Consider the following 19,769-nt stretch of genomic DNA (forward strand, 5'->3'; position numbering starts at 1 on the left):
TACCCACCCGGCGGCGCAACGGCCGCCAACACCCTCGAGAGTCGGCAAGGAGCAAGCGATGCGGTGCGTAGTCTTCGGGGCCACGGGCTACCTGGGAATGCGTCTGGTGCCCGAATTGCTGTCGGCGGGACACGAGGTGCGCGTGGTGGCGCGTACCCCGGCGAAACTCGACGACGTGCCGTGGCGCGACAGCGTGGAGGTCGTCGAAGGTGATGTCACCGACGCCGACAAGGTCCACCGCGCGGTCGACGGTCAGCAGGTCCTCTACTACCTCGTGCATTCGATGTTGGCCGCGGACTTCGTCAACGTCGACGCCAAGGGTGCGTCGATCGTCGCGGACGCGGCCGCGTCGGCCGGCTTGACGCGAATCGTCTACGTTGGCGGGATCATCGCTCATGATCAGGAGTTGTCCGATCATTTGGCGTCGCGCGCGGAAGTGGGCCGCTTGCTTCATGATTCCGGTGTTCCGACCGCCGAGTTGCGCGCCGCGGCGATCATCGGAGCCGGGTCGGCGAGCTTCGAGATGCTGCGCTACCTCACTGAGCGTTTGCCGGTGATGGTGACGCCGAAATGGTTGCGCACCCGGGTGCAGCCGATCGCGGTGCGTGACGTCTTGTACTACCTGACCCAAGCTGCCGAGCTTCCGCCAGAAGTCAGTCGCCCCTTCGACATCGGCGGCCCGGACACCTTCACCTACACGGAGATGATCCGCAGGTACGCGGCCATCGCTGGTCTTAAAAGGCGAGTGGCAATTCCGGTCCCGGTCTTGACGCCTCTGTTGTCGTCGCACTGGGTGAACCTGATCACGCCTCTACCCCGATCGCTGGCCTCGTCGCTGATGGAATCGCTGGAGAACGACGTGGTGTGCACGGAGCACGACATCGCGGCGCAGATCCCCGATCCGGACAACGGCTTGATGCACTACGACGACGCAGTCGAATTGGCTCTGGAACGCACTCGCGACCGTGCTTTGACTACCCGCTGGACTCACCCCGGTGACGACGACATGCCGTCCAACCCGCTGCCTACGGACCCGCAGTGGGCGGGTGGGTCGCTTCACGAACGCGCTACCGAGCACCGTGTCGACGCCGACGCGGAGACCTTGTGGCGGGTGTTCGAGTCGGTCAGCGACAAGCACGGCTGGTCGGCCGCGCCCCCAGCGTGGGCCGTTCGCGGCTGGACCGGGCGAAACAATCACGCTCACAAGGGATCACAGTCACACCGCCAGCTGCACGCGGGCGAGGCTCTGGACTGGTGGCGGGTCGAAGAGGTCGAGCGGCCGCGGTTGCTGCGCCTGCGGGCAGACGTCCCGTTGCCGGGGCGGCTGTGGCTGGAATTGTCGGTCTGCGACGACGCGGGCGGTCGCTGCCGTCTCCGGCAGCGGGTCCTGTTCCAGCCCTATGGCCTTGCGGGAGAGGCATTCTGGACGGCGTCGACGCTGGTTCGCGGCGCGGTGTTCGCCGGGATTGCGCGCGACATCGTCGCGCGAGCGAACGCGGCCTACGAGCCCGCGCGCAGCTGATAGCGGCGCTCGGCGTACGCGAGATCGTCCTTCCACAGCCGGGCCGCGGCGACGCGCATCAGCGGAGTGATCAGCGGGGCCACCCGGCGCGCTCGCTGAAAACCGGTGCGGCTGGAGTGCGCGACGGTCGCCTCGATCACCGCGGTGCGCGGTCGCTTGTCCGGCCCCAATCCGAGTGGTGTCGCGTGTGTTTCGACCACGCTGCCCACCCCCTCGCCGTCGACGATGCGCATCACGATGGTCCGGGCCTCGGGGCTGGTGAACTCGGCGACCGTGGGGACGCCGACGCGTCCGATCCGGAACGTCACCGCCACGAGGAAGCTGTCCAGCTCCTCGGTCGGCGTGGTCAGCACCTCGAGTTGGGTGAACGAGTACGGGTGATACCAGGCGCCGTGCCACGGGTCGAGGCGGTTGGCGATGACGTCGGACGGCTCACACGTGCCGACCATCGTGGCGACCGCGTCCAGCGTGTCGCCGTCCGGTCGGGCGGGAATCACCGGCCGGTCGAGCGGTTCCTCGCCCCCGACGGCGTCGAGGCGGACCCAGGCCAGCACGCCGTCGTCGCAGCTGGGCAGTGTCCGCCAACCAAATCTTTCGTTGTCGGGGCCCAGACACAGGCCGTGCCACCGGCAGATCAACTCGCCGTTGTGCACCGCCGCCGTCGCGAGGTCGGCGCCGAGATGAGGGCAGCTGCGCGGCCCGACGCACAACCGGGACTGCGCGTCGCGCCAGGCGACCAACTCGACGCCCGCGACCCTCGTGCCGAAGGGTCGACCGGGGCGCACGTCGCGGCTCGCGGCGAAGGCGTACCAGTTGCCCGTCGGTCGGTGCTGTGAGCGCTCCAGTGCGGCATCGATGAGCCGCGGGGAGGCGTCGGCGTAGGTCGGGCGCTGACCCGTCCAGCTGCCCGGCGGGATCGGTTGCAGCGGCCAGTCTTTCGGCCAGCGCTGCCGGATGTTATCGCTGAAGCTCATGGGCGGGTACGCCTTTCCCGGCCGGCGAGATAACGCAGCAGCCGCGAGCGGCCCCGGGTGGGGACGGTGGACAGCTCGTGACCGGCGAGCCCCCAGCGCTGCAGCAGTTCGTTGGCCGCCGTCCAACCGGTGGTGGCGGCACGCTCCATCAGCGCCACCGGCAAGTCGATGCGAATCCCATCGCCGGCCAGGAGCAGACCCGGACGAGATGTCACGACACCGGGCCGGTGCGCGTGTGCGCCCGGCGCGAACAGTGGGCAGTCGTGGTGCTGCAGTGTGCGCTCGTGGACGATGCGCGCGCCGTTGGTCTCTGGGTACAGCCTGTGCAGCTGAGACAGCATCGCGTCCTGGGGTTGCGCGGATTCGACTGCGTAGGAATGTAATTCGACGACCGAGCCGCCGGTGCGTCGCGCCCAGTCGGCGGCTTCCTGTTCGTAGCGATCCAGCACGCTGATGTTGTCGACGGGTTCGTGTCCGGCGGTACCGAGGAATGCCGCCCGACGGTCGGCGACCGGGCGGTCCAGCCACAGCCGCTGCACCAGGAACGGCGGGGCGTTGCGCAGCCTCTTGATCCGGGCCCGCCACATGTCGTCGCAGAGACCCGGCGAGGCCTCGACGATTCGCTGGAGCCCACCGATGTCGGTGGCCAGCACCACGGCATCGGAGTCCAGGCGGTCGCCTGCATTGGTCTCGACGCGAAACTCCTCGCGATGGCCGTCACCGATGCTGGTCACCGAAACACCTTGGTGGAAGCGAACTCCCAGACCTTCCAGGTAGCGCTGCAGCGGCAACCAGAGCGCGGTGTCGTAGTTGGCGCTGGCGACGTCGAAGATCAAGCCCTCGCTGGAGCCGAGGAAGTAGATGTGGAACATCGTGGCCAGTTCCGCCGCGGACAACTCGGTGGGGCTGGCGAAGAAACTCCGGGAGAACACCTCGAAGGCCAGGTGTCGGGCGGGCTCGGGGAAGTTGATGGCCTTCAGGAACGTCTCGGCGTCGATGTGGTCGAGGCGATCGAAGATCTCCGGCAGCGACACCGCGGCCAGGGGTGCCGATGCCCGAACGTCGATCCTGGCCAGGTCGGTGAGCCGGAACGTGGGGCTGCGCAAGGCGAATACGAGCGCGTTCCACGGTGGGGTGCGGGGCAGGCCGCGGAAGGTGTCCTGTCGGCCGGCGCCGTCGATGAGTGGGTAGTCGTCGACGGCGGTGAGCATCGACAGCGTCGGATCGACGCGACCCAGGAGCGCGCGCAGGTTGTAGTACTGCCGGAAGAATGCGTGGAAGCCGCGATTCATCGCGAGGTCGGTGCCGTCCGCGTGCTCGGTCCAGGCGCCGACGCGACCGCCCAGATACTTTTCGCGCTCGATGACGTCGACGGCGACGCCGCGTTCGGCCAAACCCGTTGCCGCGGCTAGGCCCGCGATACCGGCGCCGACCACCACGGCACGCGGTTGCGAACCCAGCGCCGCGGCGCTGCCGTGCCCGCGCGGTGCCGGGAAGGTGCGGCGATGTCGGTCGGTCATGACGGTGCGTTCCCGAGGAAGGTGTGCGCGATGTTTGCTTCCCAGCCCGGCATCGTCTCGCTGCGCACCGTGGTGAAGCCCGCGTCGCGCATCCGCTGCCGCAGTCGTGCTGCACCGTCGAAGGTCAACACACTGCGCCACAGGTGCCGGTAGAGCGTCGCGTCGCGGGTCCGCAACCACCCCGACGGAATGATGATGCCCCAGGCCACCGCGTGCCAGATCGCAGTGGCGATGCGGGAGTCGCGCACCGAGTAGTCGTGTACCGCGATCGGCGCGCCCGGCGCCAACAGGTCTCGCAACGCCCCCAATTGGGTGTCCGGGTCGGACAGATTGCGGATCAGGTAGGCCGCCAGGATCCCGTCGAACGGGCCGACGACGCCGTTGTCGGCGAGCCCCTCGACCGGGGTGTGAACGAACCGGACCGACGACGGCCACGACTTGGCCCGCGCCTCGTCGAGCATGCCTCGGGATGCGTCGATGGCCACGATCTCGGCGTGTGGCGCGACACTGAGCAGCGCCGCCGTGGACGCCCCGGTGCCGCAGCCCGCATCGAGCAGCCGCAACCCGCGTCCCTCGTCGGGCAGACCCAGCCGCTGAGCCGAAAGGCGAAGGTGCGCATGATATCCGGGGCTGGAGCCGACGAGGCGGTCGTAGGCGTGCGCGCCGACGTCGAACGCTGCGGGCACCTCGGCGCGGGGCAGGCCGGTGTTACTGACGTTCACGTTGTCGCTCCCATAGCAGCAGGACGGCGGTTACCAAGGCGAAGCCGAAAAGGAAATCCTCGATCGGGATGTCGAGCGGAAATCGAATGCCGCTGGTCTGCCGGTCGTCGTAGATCACGATCGGGGCGCTCAGCTTCGTCAGCCAGCCGTCGGTGAGGATCTGGAACCCGATCACAATCACCATCGACAGCCAGTAGGCCAGCCGGCGAAACAGCCCGGTCCGCCACACCATCAGCTCGAGAGCGCACACCAGCACGACCGACGTGATCGCCGGAACGGTGTAACCCAGGCCGGTCATTTGCGCCTGACCAGTCGCAGGATCGCGCTCACCGCGTTGAACGTCAACAACCCGCACAGCGGTATCACAAGGAAGAACAGGACTTCCTCGATCGGCATGTGAAACGGAATGTTCACGCCGATAACGTATTTCGGATTGTAGGTCCAAATGTGGCGCGCGATCGCCACTTCGTCCCACACCACGAATACGGCAGCGACCGGCAGCACCGCGCGCGCGGCCCGCCACGCCTGGCGATATACGCCGGGGCGAAAGACCTCCAGCGGCAGGGTGATCGCGAGACACGCACCGAGCACAATCAGATACTGCCACCGATCCATCAGGCGGCACCGAATCTGCGATCACCCGCTGACGCCGATTGCGACAGACGCGCCCGCCACGACCGGATCAGCCCGGCGCCGGCGACGCGTAGCCGCCGCCCGTTGCCGACCGTCGCGCGCTGGGTGAACACGGCGAAGTCGCTGGCCTCGATGCGATCCAGGATCTCCGAGTACAGCGTCAGAGCGACCGCGACGCACGGCCGAGAACGCGCCTCCAGCATCGGGACACCCTCGGCAGCGAATCGGTAGACCTGCCGGGCGATCTCGTGCTGCTCGGCCAGCGCGTTGCGCACCCGAAGGTCGGTGCGCCGGTTGTGATGGCACCACATCAGGACGTCGCGATCGACACCGTGGACGGCCAGTTCGTCGGCCGGCAGGTAGACGCGTCCGCGGACCAGGTCCTCGTCGATGTCCCGCAGGAAATTCGTCAGCTGGAACGCGCGGCCCAGCGCCGCCGCGTGCGGGGCGGCCTCCGGCTGCGCCGAGACGGTGCCCAGGATCGGAAGTACTTGCAGGCCAATCGCTTCCGCGGAGCCTTTCATGTAAAGGTTGATCGCGTCGCGGTCCGGATAGTCGGTGATCGTGAGGTCCATCCGCATCGACGTCAAGAAATCGTCGAACAGGTCGTCGGCGATCTGATAGCGCTTTGCCGTATGCCGCACGGCCGCCAGCACCGGATTGCTCGGGTGTTCCACGGGGGAGAAGTACTGGTCGGACAACTGCTTCAGGCGGGCCGCCCGGGTCGGGGTGTCCAGCGACGGATCGAAGTCGTCGAGAATGTCGTCGGCGTAGCGCGCGAAGCCGTACAGCGCGTGAATCGGCGGGCGCTGGTCCGGGGCGAGCAGACGCGTCGCCAGGAAGAAGGTGCGACCGTGCGCGGCGTTCAGGGTGCGGCACCGTTGGTAGGCGCCCCGCAGTTCCGGGTCGTCGATGCCGGCCGCGGTCAGTTCGGTGCGGATCATGAGTGACCCGATTTCGTGATGACGGTTCGGTTCGCCCCCTGGTCGATGCCGGTGACGCGGTCGGCGGCCAGCCGGCCGGAGATCATCGCGGTGGGCACCCCGACCCCGGGCACCGTCGACGATCCGGCCAGCACCGCGTTGTCGATGCCACGGACCGTGTTGGCGGGGCGGAACGGCCCGGTCTGGGCGAAGGTGTGCGCCAACGAGAACGGCGTCCCGGCGATCATGCCCTGCGCCGCCCAGTCCTCTGGGTTGACGACGTGCAACACCTCGGCGCCGTCGCGGAAGCCCGGAATGAGCCGGGCGCCAACGGTATCGATGAGTTGTTCGGTGTAGCTGTCCCCGATGTGCGACCAGTCGACCGAGCCGCGCTCGAGGTTCGGGGCGGGGGCCAGCACATAGAACAACTCGTGGTCGCGCGGGGCCAGGCTGGGATCGCTCGCCGTCGGGCGCGTGACGAGCAGAGACGGGTCGCGCATCAGCCGGCCGTCGCGGATGATGTCGGTGAACGTCTGATCCCACTCGTCGCCGAAGATGATGTTGTGGTGCGCCAGAACAGGATTCGTCGACTGGGGCTGACGGCGGCCGACATGCACGACGACGGCCGACGGCGCAGGCCGCAGGCGGCCGAAGCGTCGCGGCTTGCGGTCCAGCAGTGCATAGGTCGTGGGCAGCTCGGTGGTCAGCACCACCGCGTCGCAGGCAATGCGGTCTTCGGTGTCGGTGAGCACGGCGTTGACCCGGCCGCCTGCGCGCTCCAGGCCGGTGACTGACGCGCCGTAGACGAAGCGCACGCCGGCATCGGTCGCCGCGGCGGCCAGCGCGTCAGGCAGCGCCCGCATGCCGCCGCGCGGGAAGTAGACCCCCGAGATGGTGTCCATGTAGGCGATGACCGCGTAGACCGCCAACGCTTTCCGTGGTGCGACACCGGCGTACAGCGACTGGAACGTGAAGACCCGGCGCAGCCGGGGGTCGGAGATGTAGCGGTTCACCATGGTGTCCCACTTGCGGAATCCACCCAGGGCCGTCAGGCGTGCCAATTGCGGATTGACCAGTCCCAGCGGGGAATCGAAGTTCTCGGCGATGAATCCGTTGAACTCGGTCTGATACAGCCGGGTCAGCCAATCGCGAAGCCTGCGGTAGCCCTGCGCGTCGGCGTCGCCCGCGAATTGTGCGACGGCGTCCGCCATCAGGTCCGCGTCACTGTGCACGTCAAGGCTGCTGCCGTCGGCGAACTGCGCGCGATAGGCGGGATCGACCGGCATCAGATCCAAATGGCCCGAACGGCTTTCGCCGACCGCGGCCAAGGCCTCGTCGATGATGTCGGGCATGGTGAGCACGGTTGGGCCGGTGTCGAGCTGGTAGCCGTGGATGTCCTTGCGGCCGGCCCGGCCGCCCGGCCAGTCCTCGCGCTCGACGACGATCACCTCGCGACCGCGACCGGCGAGATGCAGCGCCGCGGTCAGCCCGGCCAGGCCGGCGCCCACGACGACGACGCGGTTGTTGAGACCCTGCACGCTGCGCATCAGTCGGTGCGCTCCGTGCAGACGGCGGCCATGTTCGTCAACGCCGCCCGCACCGGGTCGGCGATGCGCAGCTGATCGAGTTCGTCGAGCGCCGCGGTGACACGGTGGGTGATGGTGTCCTCGATCCACTGGACAGCACCGGTGGTGACGATCAGATTCCGCCAGCGCTCGATCGCGCCGGCGTCGAGGTCGCCGGCGTTCATCAGCTCGGTCAGCTGGCGACGCGTCAGCGGGTCGGCCAATTGGTGCGCGGCGACCACCACGCTGGTGGCTTTGCGCTCGATCAGGTCCTGCCCGTCGGGTTTGCCCGTCACCGCCTGCTCGCCGAACACGCCCAGCAGGTCGTCGCGCAACTGGAAGGCCTCGCCGACGGCCTCGCCGTAGCGCCCGAGGCCCGTCACCGTGCGGTCGCTACAGCCGCTCATCGCGGCGCCGATCTCCAGCGGCCGGCGCACGGTGTAGTTGCCGGACTTTCGTCGGGCCACCTCCAGCACGGTGTCCATCGAGGGCAGGTCGCGGACATCGTTTGCCAGATCGGCGAATTGGCCCACGGCGAGCTCGGTGCGCATCGCGTCGTAGCGCGGCCACGCCTGTTGCAGACTGCGGTGCTCTACGCCGCTCTCCCGCAGCATCTGCTCGGCCCAGATCAGGCAGAGGTCGCCCAGCAGGATCGCGGCCGATTCGCCGAACCGTTCGGGCGGGCCGGACAGCTTGCGGTTGCGATGCCATTGACTGAACTGGAGGTGGGCGGACGGGCGTCCGCGTCGTGAGGCCGCGGCGTCCATCACGTCGTCCTGGAGCAGCGCGAACGCGTGCAGCAGTTCCAATCCGGCCGATGCGAACAGTGCCTCGTCGCTGTCTGCGGCGCCGGCGAGCCAACCGAGGTACATGAACGTCGACCGCAGGCACTTGCCGTCGGCCACGAAGTTCACCAGGATGTCGCCGGCCACTTCCACGCCGGACTCGGCCAGTTCGGCGGTGCACCGACCGGCGACGAACTCCTTGAGATGCTCGAGTACCTTGCGGCGCAGCTCAATTCGCCACTCGTGGAACGTGGCAGGGTCAGACCAGGACTGCTGATCGCGCCCAGCGGATACCGCCGAGGGAGCCAACGAGAGTGCACGCACCTCGCCCACTTAGGCCCCTCTCGAACGGTTGGGACGCCGCAAACCCCTACGGTTCGGACTCACGCGCTATACCTCCCACGCGGTCAAGACAAACACGTTCGTCCTGCCGATGGCAGGTTCGCTTCACAAGATTAACCATTAACTTACTGAACATATCGTCACGTCGCCAGCGGAGGCCACCGCCCTAGGGTGGGTGCCATGACCGCAGCCCAACGTGAACGAAGCGCGCTCGTTTCTACATTTCGCCAGGTGGGCCCCCTTGCGCCCACACTCTGCGAGGGATGGAACACCACCGATCTGGCCGCTCACCTGGTGGTTCGTGAGCGCCGACTGGACGCGACGGCGGGGATCGCCGTGCCGTTCCTTGCCGACTACACCGCGAAGGTGCAGGACAAGACGGCGCAATCGAACAGTTGGGAGGCGCTGGTGGAACTCGTGGCGACCGGTCCGCCGATCTACTCGCCGTTCAAGTTGCTCGATCCGGTTGCCAACCTGGGTGAGATGTTCATTCACCACGAGGATGTCCGCCGCGCGGTCGACGGCTGGCAGCCCCGGGAGCTCGACGCGACCACCACGAGCCGGTTGCGCCGCCAGCTCGGCCTGATGAGCCGGCTGATGTTGAGCAAAATGCCCGCCCAGGTGGTGCTGCAGACGGCCGCTGGAGAGCGGATCGCCCGCGTCGGGCGCGGTGACGTGGTGACGATCACGGGCGAACCGCAGGAGCTGCTGCTGTTTGTGGCGGGCCGGGACGCCGTGCGGGTCGAGTTCGACGGCGACGCCGGCGCTGTCGCGGCGGTGCGCTCGGCGCCCCGCGGCCTCTAGCCGCGCCCCAGCAGATGCCGCAGCGTCTGGTCCAGATCGGGGCGGCGAAAGCGGAACTCGGCCTCCAGTAAACGGGCGGGCAGCACGCGCTGATTCGCCAACGCGAGCTCACGCGCACCCTGCTCGCCGAGCAGCACCTTGGGACCCAATGGCGGCACCGGCAGCAGAGCGGGTCGGTGCAGCACATGAGCCAGGACGTGGGTGTAGTCGACGTTGCGGACGGGTTCGGCCGCCACCGCGTTGACCGGTCCGGACAGCTCGGCGTCCCACAGCGCGCGGTGGTAGACGTCCACGAGGTCGTCGATGCCGATCCAGGAGAACCACTGTCGACCGCTGCCTAGTCGGCCGCCCAATCCGGCGGCGAACAGCGGCCGCAACAGCTTCAGCGTCCCGCCGGCGGGGGATTGCACTATTCCGGTGCGCACCTTGACCACTCGGATGCCGGCCTGCTCGGCGGGCGCCGTGGCATCCTCCCAGTCGGCCACCACGTCGGCCAGAAAACCGTCGCCGCGTTCGCTGGTCTCGGTCAGCGTCTCCTCGCCCCGGTCATAGCCGTAGAAGCCGATCGCCGACGCGTTGACCAGCACCTTGGGCCCGTTGGTGGTCTGGGCGATCAGCTCGGCCAGGCGACGGGTCGGCCCGATCCGGCTGTCCCGGATCGCGGCGCGGTGGTCGTCGGTGAAACGGCCGGCGATCGAGGCGCCCGCGAGGTGGACCACCGCGTCGACGCCGTCCAGCAGTTCCGGGCTGGGATCGTCCGGATTCCATTGCCGCTCATCGGGTTTCGTGGTCGAATGCCGCACGAGTCGGATCACCCGGTGCCCACCGGTGGACAGGAATGCGGCCAGTTGCGCACCGACCAGTCCGGAGGCCCCGGTGACCGCGACCGTGATCGGCTCAAGACCGTGCGTGGCCGCCTCCCGGTGTGCGGCGAAGTCGTCGGCGAGTTGCTGGTGCCGGTAGCGGAACATCGACCGCAGCGCGGCGGCGGGAACCGGGGTGTCGACGCGGTCAATCACCCGCGTCTGGTTGCCGTCGACCTCCTCGAAGTCATGGGTGTGCCGCCAGCGCACCGCCAGTTTGGCAGGTAGTGACGCCAGCCCGTCGGACCCGATCTGGTCTACGAACCGGCGCGGCGGGTCGTAGCCGTCCGGCTGGTGATCGGCGACCCAGCGCAGACCGCCCGGCAGGCCGAGTTCGGCCCGTCCGCTCTCCAGCGAGTCCGCCTCGGCGATCAACTTCATCGGCGACCACGGCGGGGTCAGGCGGGTGAACGCGCCGGGCCGGGCATGCCATTCGAAGACGTCGTAGATGGGTGCATCGATAACGCTCGAGTACTCAATTCCCATGACGCCGACGGTACCCGCGTGGGTTGCTAGCGATCCGGCAGCGCGTGCTCGACGATCGGTAACCGCGGAAGGGGTTGGCGCTCGGCGCGCTTGGCGGCCAGATAGACCTGCGCGGTCTCGTCGGCCACCGTGTGCCAATCGAAGTCCGATGTGAGGCGCTCGCGGGCGGCCTGCGCCCGGCGCTGGGCCGCGGCCGGGTCGTCGAGCACCGTGATGACGGCCTTGGCGAGCCGGGCCACGTCGCGCGGCGGGTAGGACATCCCGGTCTCGCCGTCGATCACCGCCTCGCCGAGGCCGCCGATGTTCGACGTCACCAGTGGGGTGCCGGCGGCGGCGGCCTCCAGTGCCGCGAGGCCGAACGGCTCGTAGTGGCTGGGCAGCACCGCGGCGTCGGCGCGATGCAGCGCGGCCAGCAGGTCGTCGTGGTCCAAGCGGCCGACGAAGTGAGTTGCCTTGAGCACCTTGTGTTTTCGGGCTTGCTCGACGAGCCAGGCGTGCTGGGTGCCTTCGCCCGCGACGGTCAGCGTGGTGCCGGGGTGGGCGCGGCGGATCCGCGGCAGTGCGGCGATCGCCTCGTGCACGCCCTTCTCGTATTCCAGCCGGCCGACGTACAGCAGTTCCGGTGGGCCGGTGCGTGGCGCGCGGCGGGCGAATGGCCAACGCTGCGCTTCGATTCCGTTGCGGATCACGGTCGTCTCGGCGAGGCCGGGGCCGAACAGTTCGGTGATCTCGTCGCTCATCGAATGCGAGCAGGCGATGAGCGAGTCGGATTCGCGCACCAGCCACGACTCGACGGCATGCACCTGCCGGCTGATCGATCCGGACACCCATCCCGAGTGCCGGCCGGCCTCGGTCGCGTGGATGGTGGAAACCATTGGCACGTCGTGGAATTCGGCCAGCGCGATGGCGGGGTGCGCGACCAACCAGTCGTGTGCGTGCACGACGTCGGGTCGCCACAGGTCGTCGCCGCGCCGCCCTCTGATCGAGAGTCCGGCCCGGACCATCGCGTGCCCCATTGCCAGCGTCCAGGCCATCATGTCGGTGCCGAAGGCGAACTCGTGCGGGTCCTGGGCGGCGGCGACAACCCGGACGTCCTCGTTGATTTCGTCCGACGACGGGTGGGTGCTGGGGTCGGTGCCGGTCGGTCGGCGGGACAACACCACGACCTCATGACCGGCCGCAGCGAGCGCGGTCGACAGGTGATGGACGTGGCGGCCGAGTCCGCCGATCACCACCGGTGGGTACTCCCACGACACCATCAGGATCTTCATCGCGGCAGCCTCCGGGCATCGAGAGCGCCGAACAGACCGTCGGCCCGGTTCCAGCCGTCGGCCAGTCGCTGGGCCGCCTCGCGGCGACCCGACGCCAGCGCGCCGGCGATCTCCCGGGTGGCGTGGGCGTGCAGATGCGCCCGGTAACGGGCGTAGTCGGCGGCGGAGTCTTTGCTCACCATGAACGGCCAGTCGCTGGACACCGTGAGCAGGGTTTCACGCAGGATCTGGTCGGCGATGTGGTCGCGGGGCGTCGGCCCGTCCAGTGACGCCGTCTGCGCCAACGCCTTGTCGACGGTGGACAAGGCGGTGTCGACCACCTCCGCGTTGAGATGCACCAGATCGGCGACCTTGTCGCCGGACCAAACCTGCCAGTCCTTGCCGGAACCCCAAGAGCTGGGCGGCAATTCGACGGCGCTACCGACGAACCCCTCGGCCGCTGCGTCGCTCAGCGTGCCGACCCGGACGCCCGCCTTCGGCAGGGCCCGCAGCACGCGTTCGAGCCAGGCTGGACCCTCGTACCACCAATGGCCGAACAGTTCGGTGTCGAACGCCGCGACCACGTGCGCGGGTCGCCCGATGCGTTCGGACTCCGACAACAAGCGGCGCCGGACCACGTCGACGAAGTCCGCGACATGGTTGTCGATGGCATGGTCGGCGCGCTCCGGCTCGTACGGGGCCTTCTTGTCCGACGGCACGTTGCGGCCGGTGACGCGCGCCGGTTTGAGGCCGGTGCGGTGGTCGTAGGTGTGGAAGTCCCGGTAGGCCGCGTGGCCGGGGTAGCCCGACTTCGGCGACCAGACGCGGTAGCTCACCTGCAGGTCGCGCCCGAACGCGATGACCTGCGAGTCGCCGACCGGGCGGCCCAGCGCGGTGTCGCCGTGCAGAGACGGGCCGTCGACCATGAAGTGCCCGACGCCGGCGGTCGCATAGTCGTGTTCCATGCCTGGGGCGTACGCGCATTCGGGCGCCCAGATGCCAGTCGGCGTGTGCGACAACCGCTGTCGGGCATCGGCCAGCCCTTCGCGCAGCGCGAATTCGCGCAGCCGCGGATTGAGCAACGGCTGGAACGGGTGGGCCAGTGGGCCGCCGAGCAGTTCGACGGTGCCCGCGTCGATCAGTCGTCGCAGTAGCGGGCTGGCGCCGTGACGCCACTCGGTGGTGAAGTCGTCGAGGGCCTGTTCGGTCTCGGCCATCTCGCGAATGCCGAAGGCGCGCAATGCCTCCGGGGCGGAGGCGGGGGACCCGCCGGTGAGGTCCCCGGGCCGCAGGCTGGCGGCCTCGGCGGCGCGCAGGTGCCAGTTGGCCAGCCAATGATGCATTCCGTCGAGGCAATACGGGTCGTCGAGCTGAGCCATCACGACCGGGGTGACGCCCAGCGTGATCAGCCGGTGCCGGTCCTCGTCGGCCAGTCGGCGCAGCACACGCAGCAACGGCAGATAGGACGCTGCCCACGACTGATACAGCCATTCCTCGCCGACCGGCCAGCGGCCGTGATGTGCCAGCCACGGCAGGTGGGTGTGCAGCACCAGGGTGAAGAGCCCCGGCACCGGCTCGCGAGCCGTCACGTGCGCACCGCGATCGCCACCAGGTCCAGGCTGTCGTCGATGTGGTGTGCCTCGTCGGTGCCGGCCTCGACGATGTCGAAGTCGGCGGCGTCGACCGCGGCGACATCGGCCAGCAGGCCGGCCGGCCACGGCGCGTCGGCGACCGCGCGTTCGATCTGCGCGTCGATGATCGAGCCGCCGTGCCGCGCATCCATCTCGCGCAGCCGCGCGCCGTGAAACACCCCGCTCATCGACACCGAGCCGAAACCCGAGTCGGTCAGCAACTCGGTCATCTCGTCGGCGTTGAGTTCGCGGGTGTGGAAGGGGTTGATTGGAGTGTCGCGGCCGGGGGAGAAGGTGATCCGGTTCGGCGTGGACATCATCAACACCCCGCCCGGGCGCAGCACCCGAGCGCATTCGCGGACGAACTGTGGCTGATCCCACAAATGCTCGATCACCTGGAAGTTGACCACCACGTCGACCGATCGGTCGTCCAGCGGCAACGCGGCGAGATTGCCGTGCGTCACCTGCACCCGCGGGTAGCGGGCCCGCACATGCGCGACGGTCGCCTCGTCGTAGTCGACGGCGGTCACCCGGCGCGCGACGCCGGCGATCAGGTCGGCGCCGTAGCCCTCGCCGCAGCCGGCTTCGAGCACATCTCGACCCACGCAGCGTTGGGCCAACTGCTGGTAGACCACCTCGTGGCGGCGGAACCAGTAGTTCTCCACGTCCAGGCCCGGGATGGTGCGCTCGCCGGTCAACGGCAGTGCGGCGTCGGCCGGGGCGGTCGGAACATCGGGGGTGAATGCGCTCATTGCATAGGCAGGCTAACGCGTGGCGACCGGTTCGCGAATGCCTGACTTCGGGTAACCCAGCGAGTGGGGCAGGCCACTGCCCACCTGCGAAGGCACAGGGGGAGCAGAACCTGCAGTACGACCCGCTATGGTGTGAAGGCAAACCACACTAAGTTACCGATCAGTAACATGCGGGTGCGGTGCGCACAAGACGTGACCTAAGTCCTGCCGCTCACGGCTGCGGGACGCACTCGAGGAGGACGAGCCACTCTCATGACGAACATCGTGGTCCTGATCAAGCAGGTCCCGGACACCTGGTCAGAGCGCAAACTCAAGGACGGCGACTGGACGCTGGACCGCGAGGCCGCCGACGCCGTGCTGGACGAGATCAACGAGCGCGCTGTCGAAGAAGCGCTGCTGATCCGCGAGAAGGAAGCCGCCGACGGCACCGAGGGATCGGTCACCGTGTTGACCGCGGGCCCGGAGCGCGCCACCGAGGCGATCCGGAAGGCGCTCTCGATGGGCGCCGACAAGGCCGTTCACCTGCTCGACGACGGCCTGCACGGTTCCGACGTCGTGCAGACCGGCTGGGCGCTGGCACGCGCGCTGGGCACCATCGAGGGCACCGAGCTGGTCATCGCCGGCAACGAGGCCACCGACGGCACCGGTGGTGCGGTTCCGGCCGTCATCGCTGAATACCTGGGTCTGCCGCAGCTGACGCACCTGCGCAAGCTGTCGCTCGACGGCGGCAAGATCACCGGTGAGCGCGAGACCGACGACGGTGTGTTCACCGTCGAGGCGTCGCTGCCCGCCGTGGTGAGCGTCAACGAGAAGATCAACGAGCCGCGCTTCCCGTCCTTCAAGGGCATCATGGCCGCGAAGAAGAAGGAAGTCACCAAGCTCACCCTGTCCGAGATCGGCGTCGAGGCCGACGAGGTCGGTCTGGACAACGCCGGTTCCAAGGTGCTGAAGTCCACGCCGAAGCCGCCGAAGACCGCGGGCGAGAAGATCACCGATGAGGGCGAGGGCGGCAACGACATCGCCAAGTACCTGGTCGGCCAGAAGATCATCTAAGACCCCAGAACCGATACCGAAATCCGTTAAAGGAAAAGACAAACCATGGCTGAAGTATTGGTGCTCGTCGAGCACGCTGAAGGCGCGATCAAGAAGGTCACCGCCGAATTGATCACCGCCGCACGCACTTTGGGCGACCCGGCCGCCGTTGTGGTCGGCAAGCCCGGCACCGCCGAGCCGTTGCTCGGCGAGCTGAAGTCGGCGGGCGCGGCGAAGATCTACGTCGCCGAGTCCGACAACGCGGAGAACTACCTGGTCACCCCGGTCGTCGACGTGCTTGCCGCGCTGGCCGAATCCGCTACTCCGGCAGCGGTTCTGCTGGCCGCCAACGCCGACGGCAAGGAGATCGCCGGCCGGCTGGCCGCGCGCATCGGCTCCGGTCTGCTGGTCGACGTGGTCGGTGTCGAGGCCGACAACAAGGCGACGTGGTCCATCTTCGGTGGCGCGTTCACCGTCGAGGGGCAGGCCAACGGCGACACCCCGGTGATCACCGTGCGCCCCGGCGCGATCGACGCCGAGCCGTCCGACGGCGCGGGCGAGAAGGTCGACGTCGAGGTTCCCGAGCCCGCCGAGAACGCCACCAAGATCACCTCGCGTGAGCCGGCCGTCGCCGGTGACCGCCCGGAGCTCACCGAGGCCACCATCGTGGTGTCCGGTGGGCGTGGCGTCGGCAGCGCCGACAAGTTCAGCGTCGTCGAGGAGCTGGCCGACTCGCTCGGTGCCGCCGTCGGCGCCTCGCGCGCCGCGGTCGACTCTGGCTACTACCCGGGCCAATTCCAGGTGGGTCAGACCGGCAAGACGGTCTCGCCGCAGCTGTACATCGCGCTCGGCATCTCCGGCGCGATCCAGCACCGCGCCGGGATGCAGACCTCGAAGACGATCGTCGCCGTCAACAAGGACGAAGAGGCGCCGATCTTCGAGATCGCCGACTACGGCATCGTGGGTGACCTGTTCAAGGTCGCGCCGCAGCTGACCGACGCGGTCAAGACCCGCAAGGGCTGATCTCTCGCGAAAGCCCCCGCACGCCTGCGCGTGTCGGGGGCTTTCTGCGCTGTCGGCCCAGTCGGCGATCCTGCGGCCTAGCCTGGTGGGGTGAGCAGCGACCCGCACCGCGAACTGGGCCGGATCGCCGACGGCGACGGTCCCGGTGCCCGCGCCGCCAAGAACGCGCTCGGTGGCGGTGCGGACGCGACGCGGCTGCGCGCGGCGATCCTGGCGCTCGCCGCCCACCGCGGCCCGGAGTCGAGCATCTGTCCCTCGGACGCCGCCCGCGCCGTCGGTGGCGACGACTGGCGCGAGCTCTCTGAGGAAAGTCGCCGGATCGCTTTCGAGTTGGCGGCCGAGGGTGACGTGGATGTCACCCAGCGCGGCGACGTCATCGATCCGCATCAACCCGCGCGGGGACCGATTCGTATTCGGATCAGACCCACCTAGCGTTTGAAAACCGCCGTCGCGGTGTACAAAGAGTTGCCAATTCGCTCCGAGAAAGGTCCCGATGATGAAGGCAATGGCGCCAGCCGCGATCGCGATCGCGGCGGTCCTGTTCAGTGGTTGTTCGGCTTCGGAAGTCATCAACACCGGTGGTGACACCAAGTGCAAAGACTTCACCACGCAGGACGAGAAGAAGCAGAACGACGAGATCAGCAAGATGTTGAAGGACAAGAGCGGCGCCGACCCCGCGAATCTGCAGATCACCGCCACTCGGCTGTCGGTGTCCACCTACTGCCAGACGCTGGGAAAGCCGGACAGCAAGATCTCCGAGGCTCCGCACGGCTGACCGGAAGGTGTTGGGCCGGCGGCCTACTCGCCGTCGGCCTGCAACACCACCATCGCGCGCGCCGCGACGTGCACGGTCTGACCGGCCGGTGTAGGTTGCCGGCCGTCGAGGTTGCCGTCTACGACGGCGGTGTCGACGACCGGCGTCCACGCCGTGCCGAACTCCGCCGGTGGCAACGTGAACTCGATCGGCTCGTGGTGGGCGTTGAAGCAAAGAAAGAACGAGTCGTCGGTGACGCGCTGGCCTCGGGCATCGAGGTCGGGGATGCCCAGGCCGTTCAGGTAGACCGCCACCGACTTGCCGAAGCCGGAATCCCAGTCCTCGTCGCTCATTTCGGAGCCGTCCGGACGGAACCACGAGATGTCGGGCTGGCCCTCGGTGCCGCGCCGGCGCACCGGCACCCCGCGAAAGAAGCGGCGGCGGCGAAACACCGGGTGCGCCGCCCGTAGTGCGGACACCGATCGGGTGAACTCCAGCAGGTCGGTGTCCGTCTCGTCCCAGTGCACCCAGGTGATCTCATTGTCCTGACAGAAGCCGTTGTTGTTGCCGTTCTGGGTGCGGCCGAGCTCATCTCCATGACAGAGCATCGGAACCCCTTGCGACAGTAGGGTTGTCGCAAGGAAATTGCGTTGCTGGTGGGCGCGCAGCGCGTTGATCTCGACGTCGTCGGTCGGACCCTCGACGCCGCAGTTCCAGGACCGGTTATGGCTTTCGCCGTCGTTGTTGTCCTCGCCGTTGGCTTCGTTGTGCTTTTCGTTGTAGGACACCAGATCACGCAGCGTGAACCCGTCGTGCGCGGTGACGAAGTTGATGGACGCCACCGGCCGCCGCGCGGTGTGCTCGTAGAGGTCGGCCGAGCCGGTGAGCCGGGACGCGAACTCGCCCAGGCTCGCCGGCTCGCCGCGCCAGTAGTCGCGCACGGTATCGCGGTACTTGCCGTTCCACTCGGTCCACTGGGGCGGGAAGTTGCCGACCTGGTAACCGCCCGGGCCGACGTCCCACGGCTCGGCGATCAGCTTGACCTGACTGACCGTCGGATCCTGTTGCACCAATTCGAAAAACGCGCTCAGCCGGTCGACGTCGTAGAACTCACGGGCCAACGTGGCGGCCAGGTCGAAACGGAATCCGTCGACGTGCATCTCGGTCACCCAGTACCGCAACGAATCCATGATCAGCTGCAGCGAATGGGGATTGCCGACGTTGAGGCTGTTGCCGGTTCCGGTGTAGTCCATGTAGTACTGCTTGTCGTCGTCGACCAGCCGGTAGTAGGCGGCGTTGTCGATCCCGCGCATCGACAGTGTGGGGCCCAGATGGTTGCCCTCGGCCGTGTGGTTGTACACCACGTCGAGGATGACCTCGATGCCCTCGTCATGCAGGGCACGGACCATCGTCTTGAACTCCTGCACCTGGCCGCCGGGTGTCGGGCTCGCGGCATATTTGGAGTCCGGCGCGAAGAAGCCAATTGTGTTGTAGCCCCAGTAATTTGACAGGCCTTTGTCGACCAGGGTCGAGTCGTTGGCGAAATGATGCACCGGCATCAGCTCTATCGCGTTGACGCCCAGTGCTTTCAGGTGCTCGATGATCGCCGGGTGGGCGATGCCGGAGTAGGTCCCGCGCATCCGTTCGGGGATGTCGGGGTGTAGCTCGGTCAGGCCTTTGACGTGCGCCTCGTAGATGACGGTGTCGGCGTATTCGTGGTCCGGCGGTCTGTCGTTGCCCCAGTCGAAGTAGGGGTTGATCACCACCGACTTCGGCATGTTCGGCGCCGAGTCGTCGTCGTTGCGGCTGTCCGGTTCGCCGAAGTCATAGCTGAACAGCGATTGATGCCATTCGAAGTTGCCGTCGATCGCCTTGGCGTACGGGTCGAGTACCAGCTTGTTCGGATTGCAGCGCAGCCCATTGGCCGGGTCGTAGGGGCCGTAAATCCGGTACCCGTAGCGCTGGCCGGGCTCGATGGCCGGTAGGAAGCCGTGCCAGACGAAGCCGTCCACGTCGTTCAGCGTCACCCGCGACTCATTGCCGTCGGCGTCGAACAGGCACAGTTCCACCTTTTCGGCGACCTCGCTGAACACCGCGAAGTTGGTGCCCGACCCGTCATAGGTGGCCCCCAGCGGGTATGCCTTGCCGGGCCACTGTTCGATGCGTACCGCTTCCGCCACCAGGCCCA

19 protein-coding genes are annotated in these 19,769 nt (G+C 68.0%); 6 read left to right on the plus strand and 13 right to left on the minus strand.

Going from position 1 to position 19,769, the window contains the following annotated elements; all coding sequences use genetic code 11:
• The first annotated feature begins 58 nt into the window (after positions 1-58).
• Complete coding sequence (locus PT015_RS01085) at positions 59-1,522, plus strand: DUF2867 domain-containing protein (protein ID WP_285188196.1); 1,464 nt, start codon at positions 59-61, stop codon at positions 1,520-1,522.
• Here PT015_RS01085 and PT015_RS01090 read toward each other — a convergent pair.
• Genes PT015_RS01090 through PT015_RS01125 form a run of 8 tightly spaced genes read right to left on the minus strand, consistent with a single transcriptional unit; the run spans position 1,501 to position 8,953 of the window.
• On the minus strand, positions 1,501-2,496 hold the full coding sequence (locus tag PT015_RS01090) for a DUF5914 domain-containing protein (protein ID WP_285188198.1): 996 nt from the start codon (positions 2,494-2,496) through the stop codon (positions 1,501-1,503). The two genes, PT015_RS01085 and PT015_RS01090, sit on opposite strands and share 22 nt — an antisense overlap.
• Positions 2,493-4,016 carry an FAD-dependent oxidoreductase gene (locus tag PT015_RS01095; protein ID WP_285188200.1) on the minus strand — a complete coding sequence of 508 codons (1,524 nt, stop codon included), beginning with the start codon at positions 4,014-4,016 and terminating at the stop codon, positions 2,493-2,495. Before PT015_RS01095 ends, PT015_RS01090 begins: the two co-directional genes overlap by 4 nt.
• A complete protein-coding gene (locus tag PT015_RS01100; protein ID WP_285188202.1) occupies positions 4,013-4,738 on the minus strand; it encodes a class I SAM-dependent DNA methyltransferase in 726 nt (241 codons plus the stop codon). Before PT015_RS01100 ends, PT015_RS01095 begins: the two co-directional genes overlap by 4 nt.
• Complete coding sequence (locus tag PT015_RS01105) at positions 4,725-5,036, minus strand: lycopene cyclase domain-containing protein (protein WP_285188204.1); 312 nt, start codon at positions 5,034-5,036, stop codon at positions 4,725-4,727. The genes PT015_RS01100 and PT015_RS01105 overlap by 14 nt, the downstream gene beginning before the upstream one ends.
• Positions 5,033-5,356 (minus strand): lycopene cyclase domain-containing protein, encoded by a 324-nt coding sequence (locus PT015_RS01110; RefSeq protein WP_285190860.1) that lies wholly within the window; start codon positions 5,354-5,356, stop codon positions 5,033-5,035. Before PT015_RS01110 ends, PT015_RS01105 begins: the two co-directional genes overlap by 4 nt.
• Positions 5,353-6,315, minus strand: a complete 963-nt coding sequence (locus tag PT015_RS01115; protein WP_285188205.1) for a phytoene/squalene synthase family protein — start codon at positions 6,313-6,315, stop codon at positions 5,353-5,355. Before PT015_RS01115 ends, PT015_RS01110 begins: the two co-directional genes overlap by 4 nt.
• Entirely contained in the window at positions 6,312-7,844 is a 1,533-nt protein-coding gene (gene crtI / locus PT015_RS01120) for a phytoene desaturase family protein (RefSeq protein ID WP_390887978.1), read from the minus strand. The genes PT015_RS01115 and crtI overlap by 4 nt, the downstream gene beginning before the upstream one ends.
• On the minus strand, positions 7,841-8,953 hold the full coding sequence (locus PT015_RS01125; RefSeq protein ID WP_390887979.1) for a polyprenyl synthetase family protein: 1,113 nt from the start codon (positions 8,951-8,953) through the stop codon (positions 7,841-7,843). The genes crtI and PT015_RS01125 overlap by 4 nt, the downstream gene beginning before the upstream one ends.
• A 213-nt stretch (positions 8,954-9,166) precedes the next feature.
• Here PT015_RS01125 and PT015_RS01130 point away from each other — a divergent pair, with 213 nt between their 5' ends.
• Entirely contained in the window at positions 9,167-9,790 is a 624-nt protein-coding gene (locus tag PT015_RS01130; RefSeq protein WP_285188209.1) for a TIGR03085 family metal-binding protein, read from the plus strand.
• Here the strand turns inward: PT015_RS01130 and PT015_RS01135 are convergent.
• From PT015_RS01135 to PT015_RS01150, 4 genes are read right to left on the minus strand one after another with little or no spacing between them, the layout of a single operon-like run.
• Positions 9,787-11,139: a TIGR01777 family oxidoreductase gene (locus PT015_RS01135; RefSeq protein ID WP_285188210.1), complete on the minus strand. Its 1,353-nt coding sequence runs from the start codon at positions 11,137-11,139 to the stop codon at positions 9,787-9,789. The two genes, PT015_RS01130 and PT015_RS01135, sit on opposite strands and share 4 nt — an antisense overlap.
• A gap of 26 nt (positions 11,140-11,165) precedes the next feature.
• Positions 11,166-12,410 (minus strand): glycosyltransferase family 4 protein, encoded by a 1,245-nt coding sequence (locus PT015_RS01140; RefSeq protein ID WP_285188211.1) that lies wholly within the window; start codon positions 12,408-12,410, stop codon positions 11,166-11,168.
• Positions 12,407-13,978 (minus strand): glycoside hydrolase family 57 protein, encoded by a 1,572-nt coding sequence (locus PT015_RS01145; RefSeq protein WP_285188212.1) that lies wholly within the window; start codon positions 13,976-13,978, stop codon positions 12,407-12,409. The genes PT015_RS01140 and PT015_RS01145 overlap by 4 nt, the downstream gene beginning before the upstream one ends.
• The gene (locus PT015_RS01150) at positions 13,975-14,772 is read right to left on the minus strand and encodes a class I SAM-dependent methyltransferase (protein ID WP_285188214.1); all 798 of its coding nucleotides are present in this window, start codon (positions 14,770-14,772) and stop codon (positions 13,975-13,977) included. The genes PT015_RS01145 and PT015_RS01150 overlap by 4 nt, the downstream gene beginning before the upstream one ends.
• Before the next feature lie 252 nt (positions 14,773-15,024).
• Here PT015_RS01150 and PT015_RS01155 point away from each other — a divergent pair, with 252 nt between their 5' ends.
• The 4 genes from PT015_RS01155 (at position 15,025) to PT015_RS01170 (ending at position 17,602) form a co-directional block, all read left to right on the plus strand.
• Positions 15,025-15,825, plus strand: coding sequence for an electron transfer flavoprotein subunit beta/FixA family protein (locus PT015_RS01155; RefSeq protein ID WP_285188216.1), 801 nt, complete (start codon positions 15,025-15,027; stop codon positions 15,823-15,825).
• 45 nt (positions 15,826-15,870) lie between these two features.
• Positions 15,871-16,827, plus strand: coding sequence for an electron transfer flavoprotein subunit alpha/FixB family protein (locus PT015_RS01160; protein WP_285188218.1), 957 nt, complete (start codon positions 15,871-15,873; stop codon positions 16,825-16,827).
• A 90-nt stretch (positions 16,828-16,917) separates the two neighbouring features.
• A complete protein-coding gene (locus PT015_RS01165) occupies positions 16,918-17,259 on the plus strand; it encodes a DUF3253 domain-containing protein (RefSeq protein WP_285188220.1) in 342 nt (113 codons plus the stop codon).
• A 61-nt stretch (positions 17,260-17,320) separates the two neighbouring features.
• Positions 17,321-17,602: a hypothetical protein gene (locus PT015_RS01170; RefSeq protein ID WP_285188221.1), complete on the plus strand. Its 282-nt coding sequence runs from the start codon at positions 17,321-17,323 to the stop codon at positions 17,600-17,602.
• 23 nt (positions 17,603-17,625) lie between these two features.
• Here PT015_RS01170 and glgX read toward each other — a convergent pair whose 3' ends face one another.
• A complete protein-coding gene (gene glgX, locus PT015_RS01175) occupies positions 17,626-19,761 on the minus strand; it encodes a glycogen debranching protein GlgX (protein ID WP_285188222.1) in 2,136 nt (711 codons plus the stop codon).
• Positions 19,762-19,769: the final 8 nt, after the last annotated feature.

The organism is Candidatus Mycobacterium wuenschmannii (genome assembly GCF_030252325.1).
Lineage (GTDB): Bacteria > Actinomycetota > Actinomycetes > Mycobacteriales > Mycobacteriaceae > Mycobacterium > Mycobacterium wuenschmannii.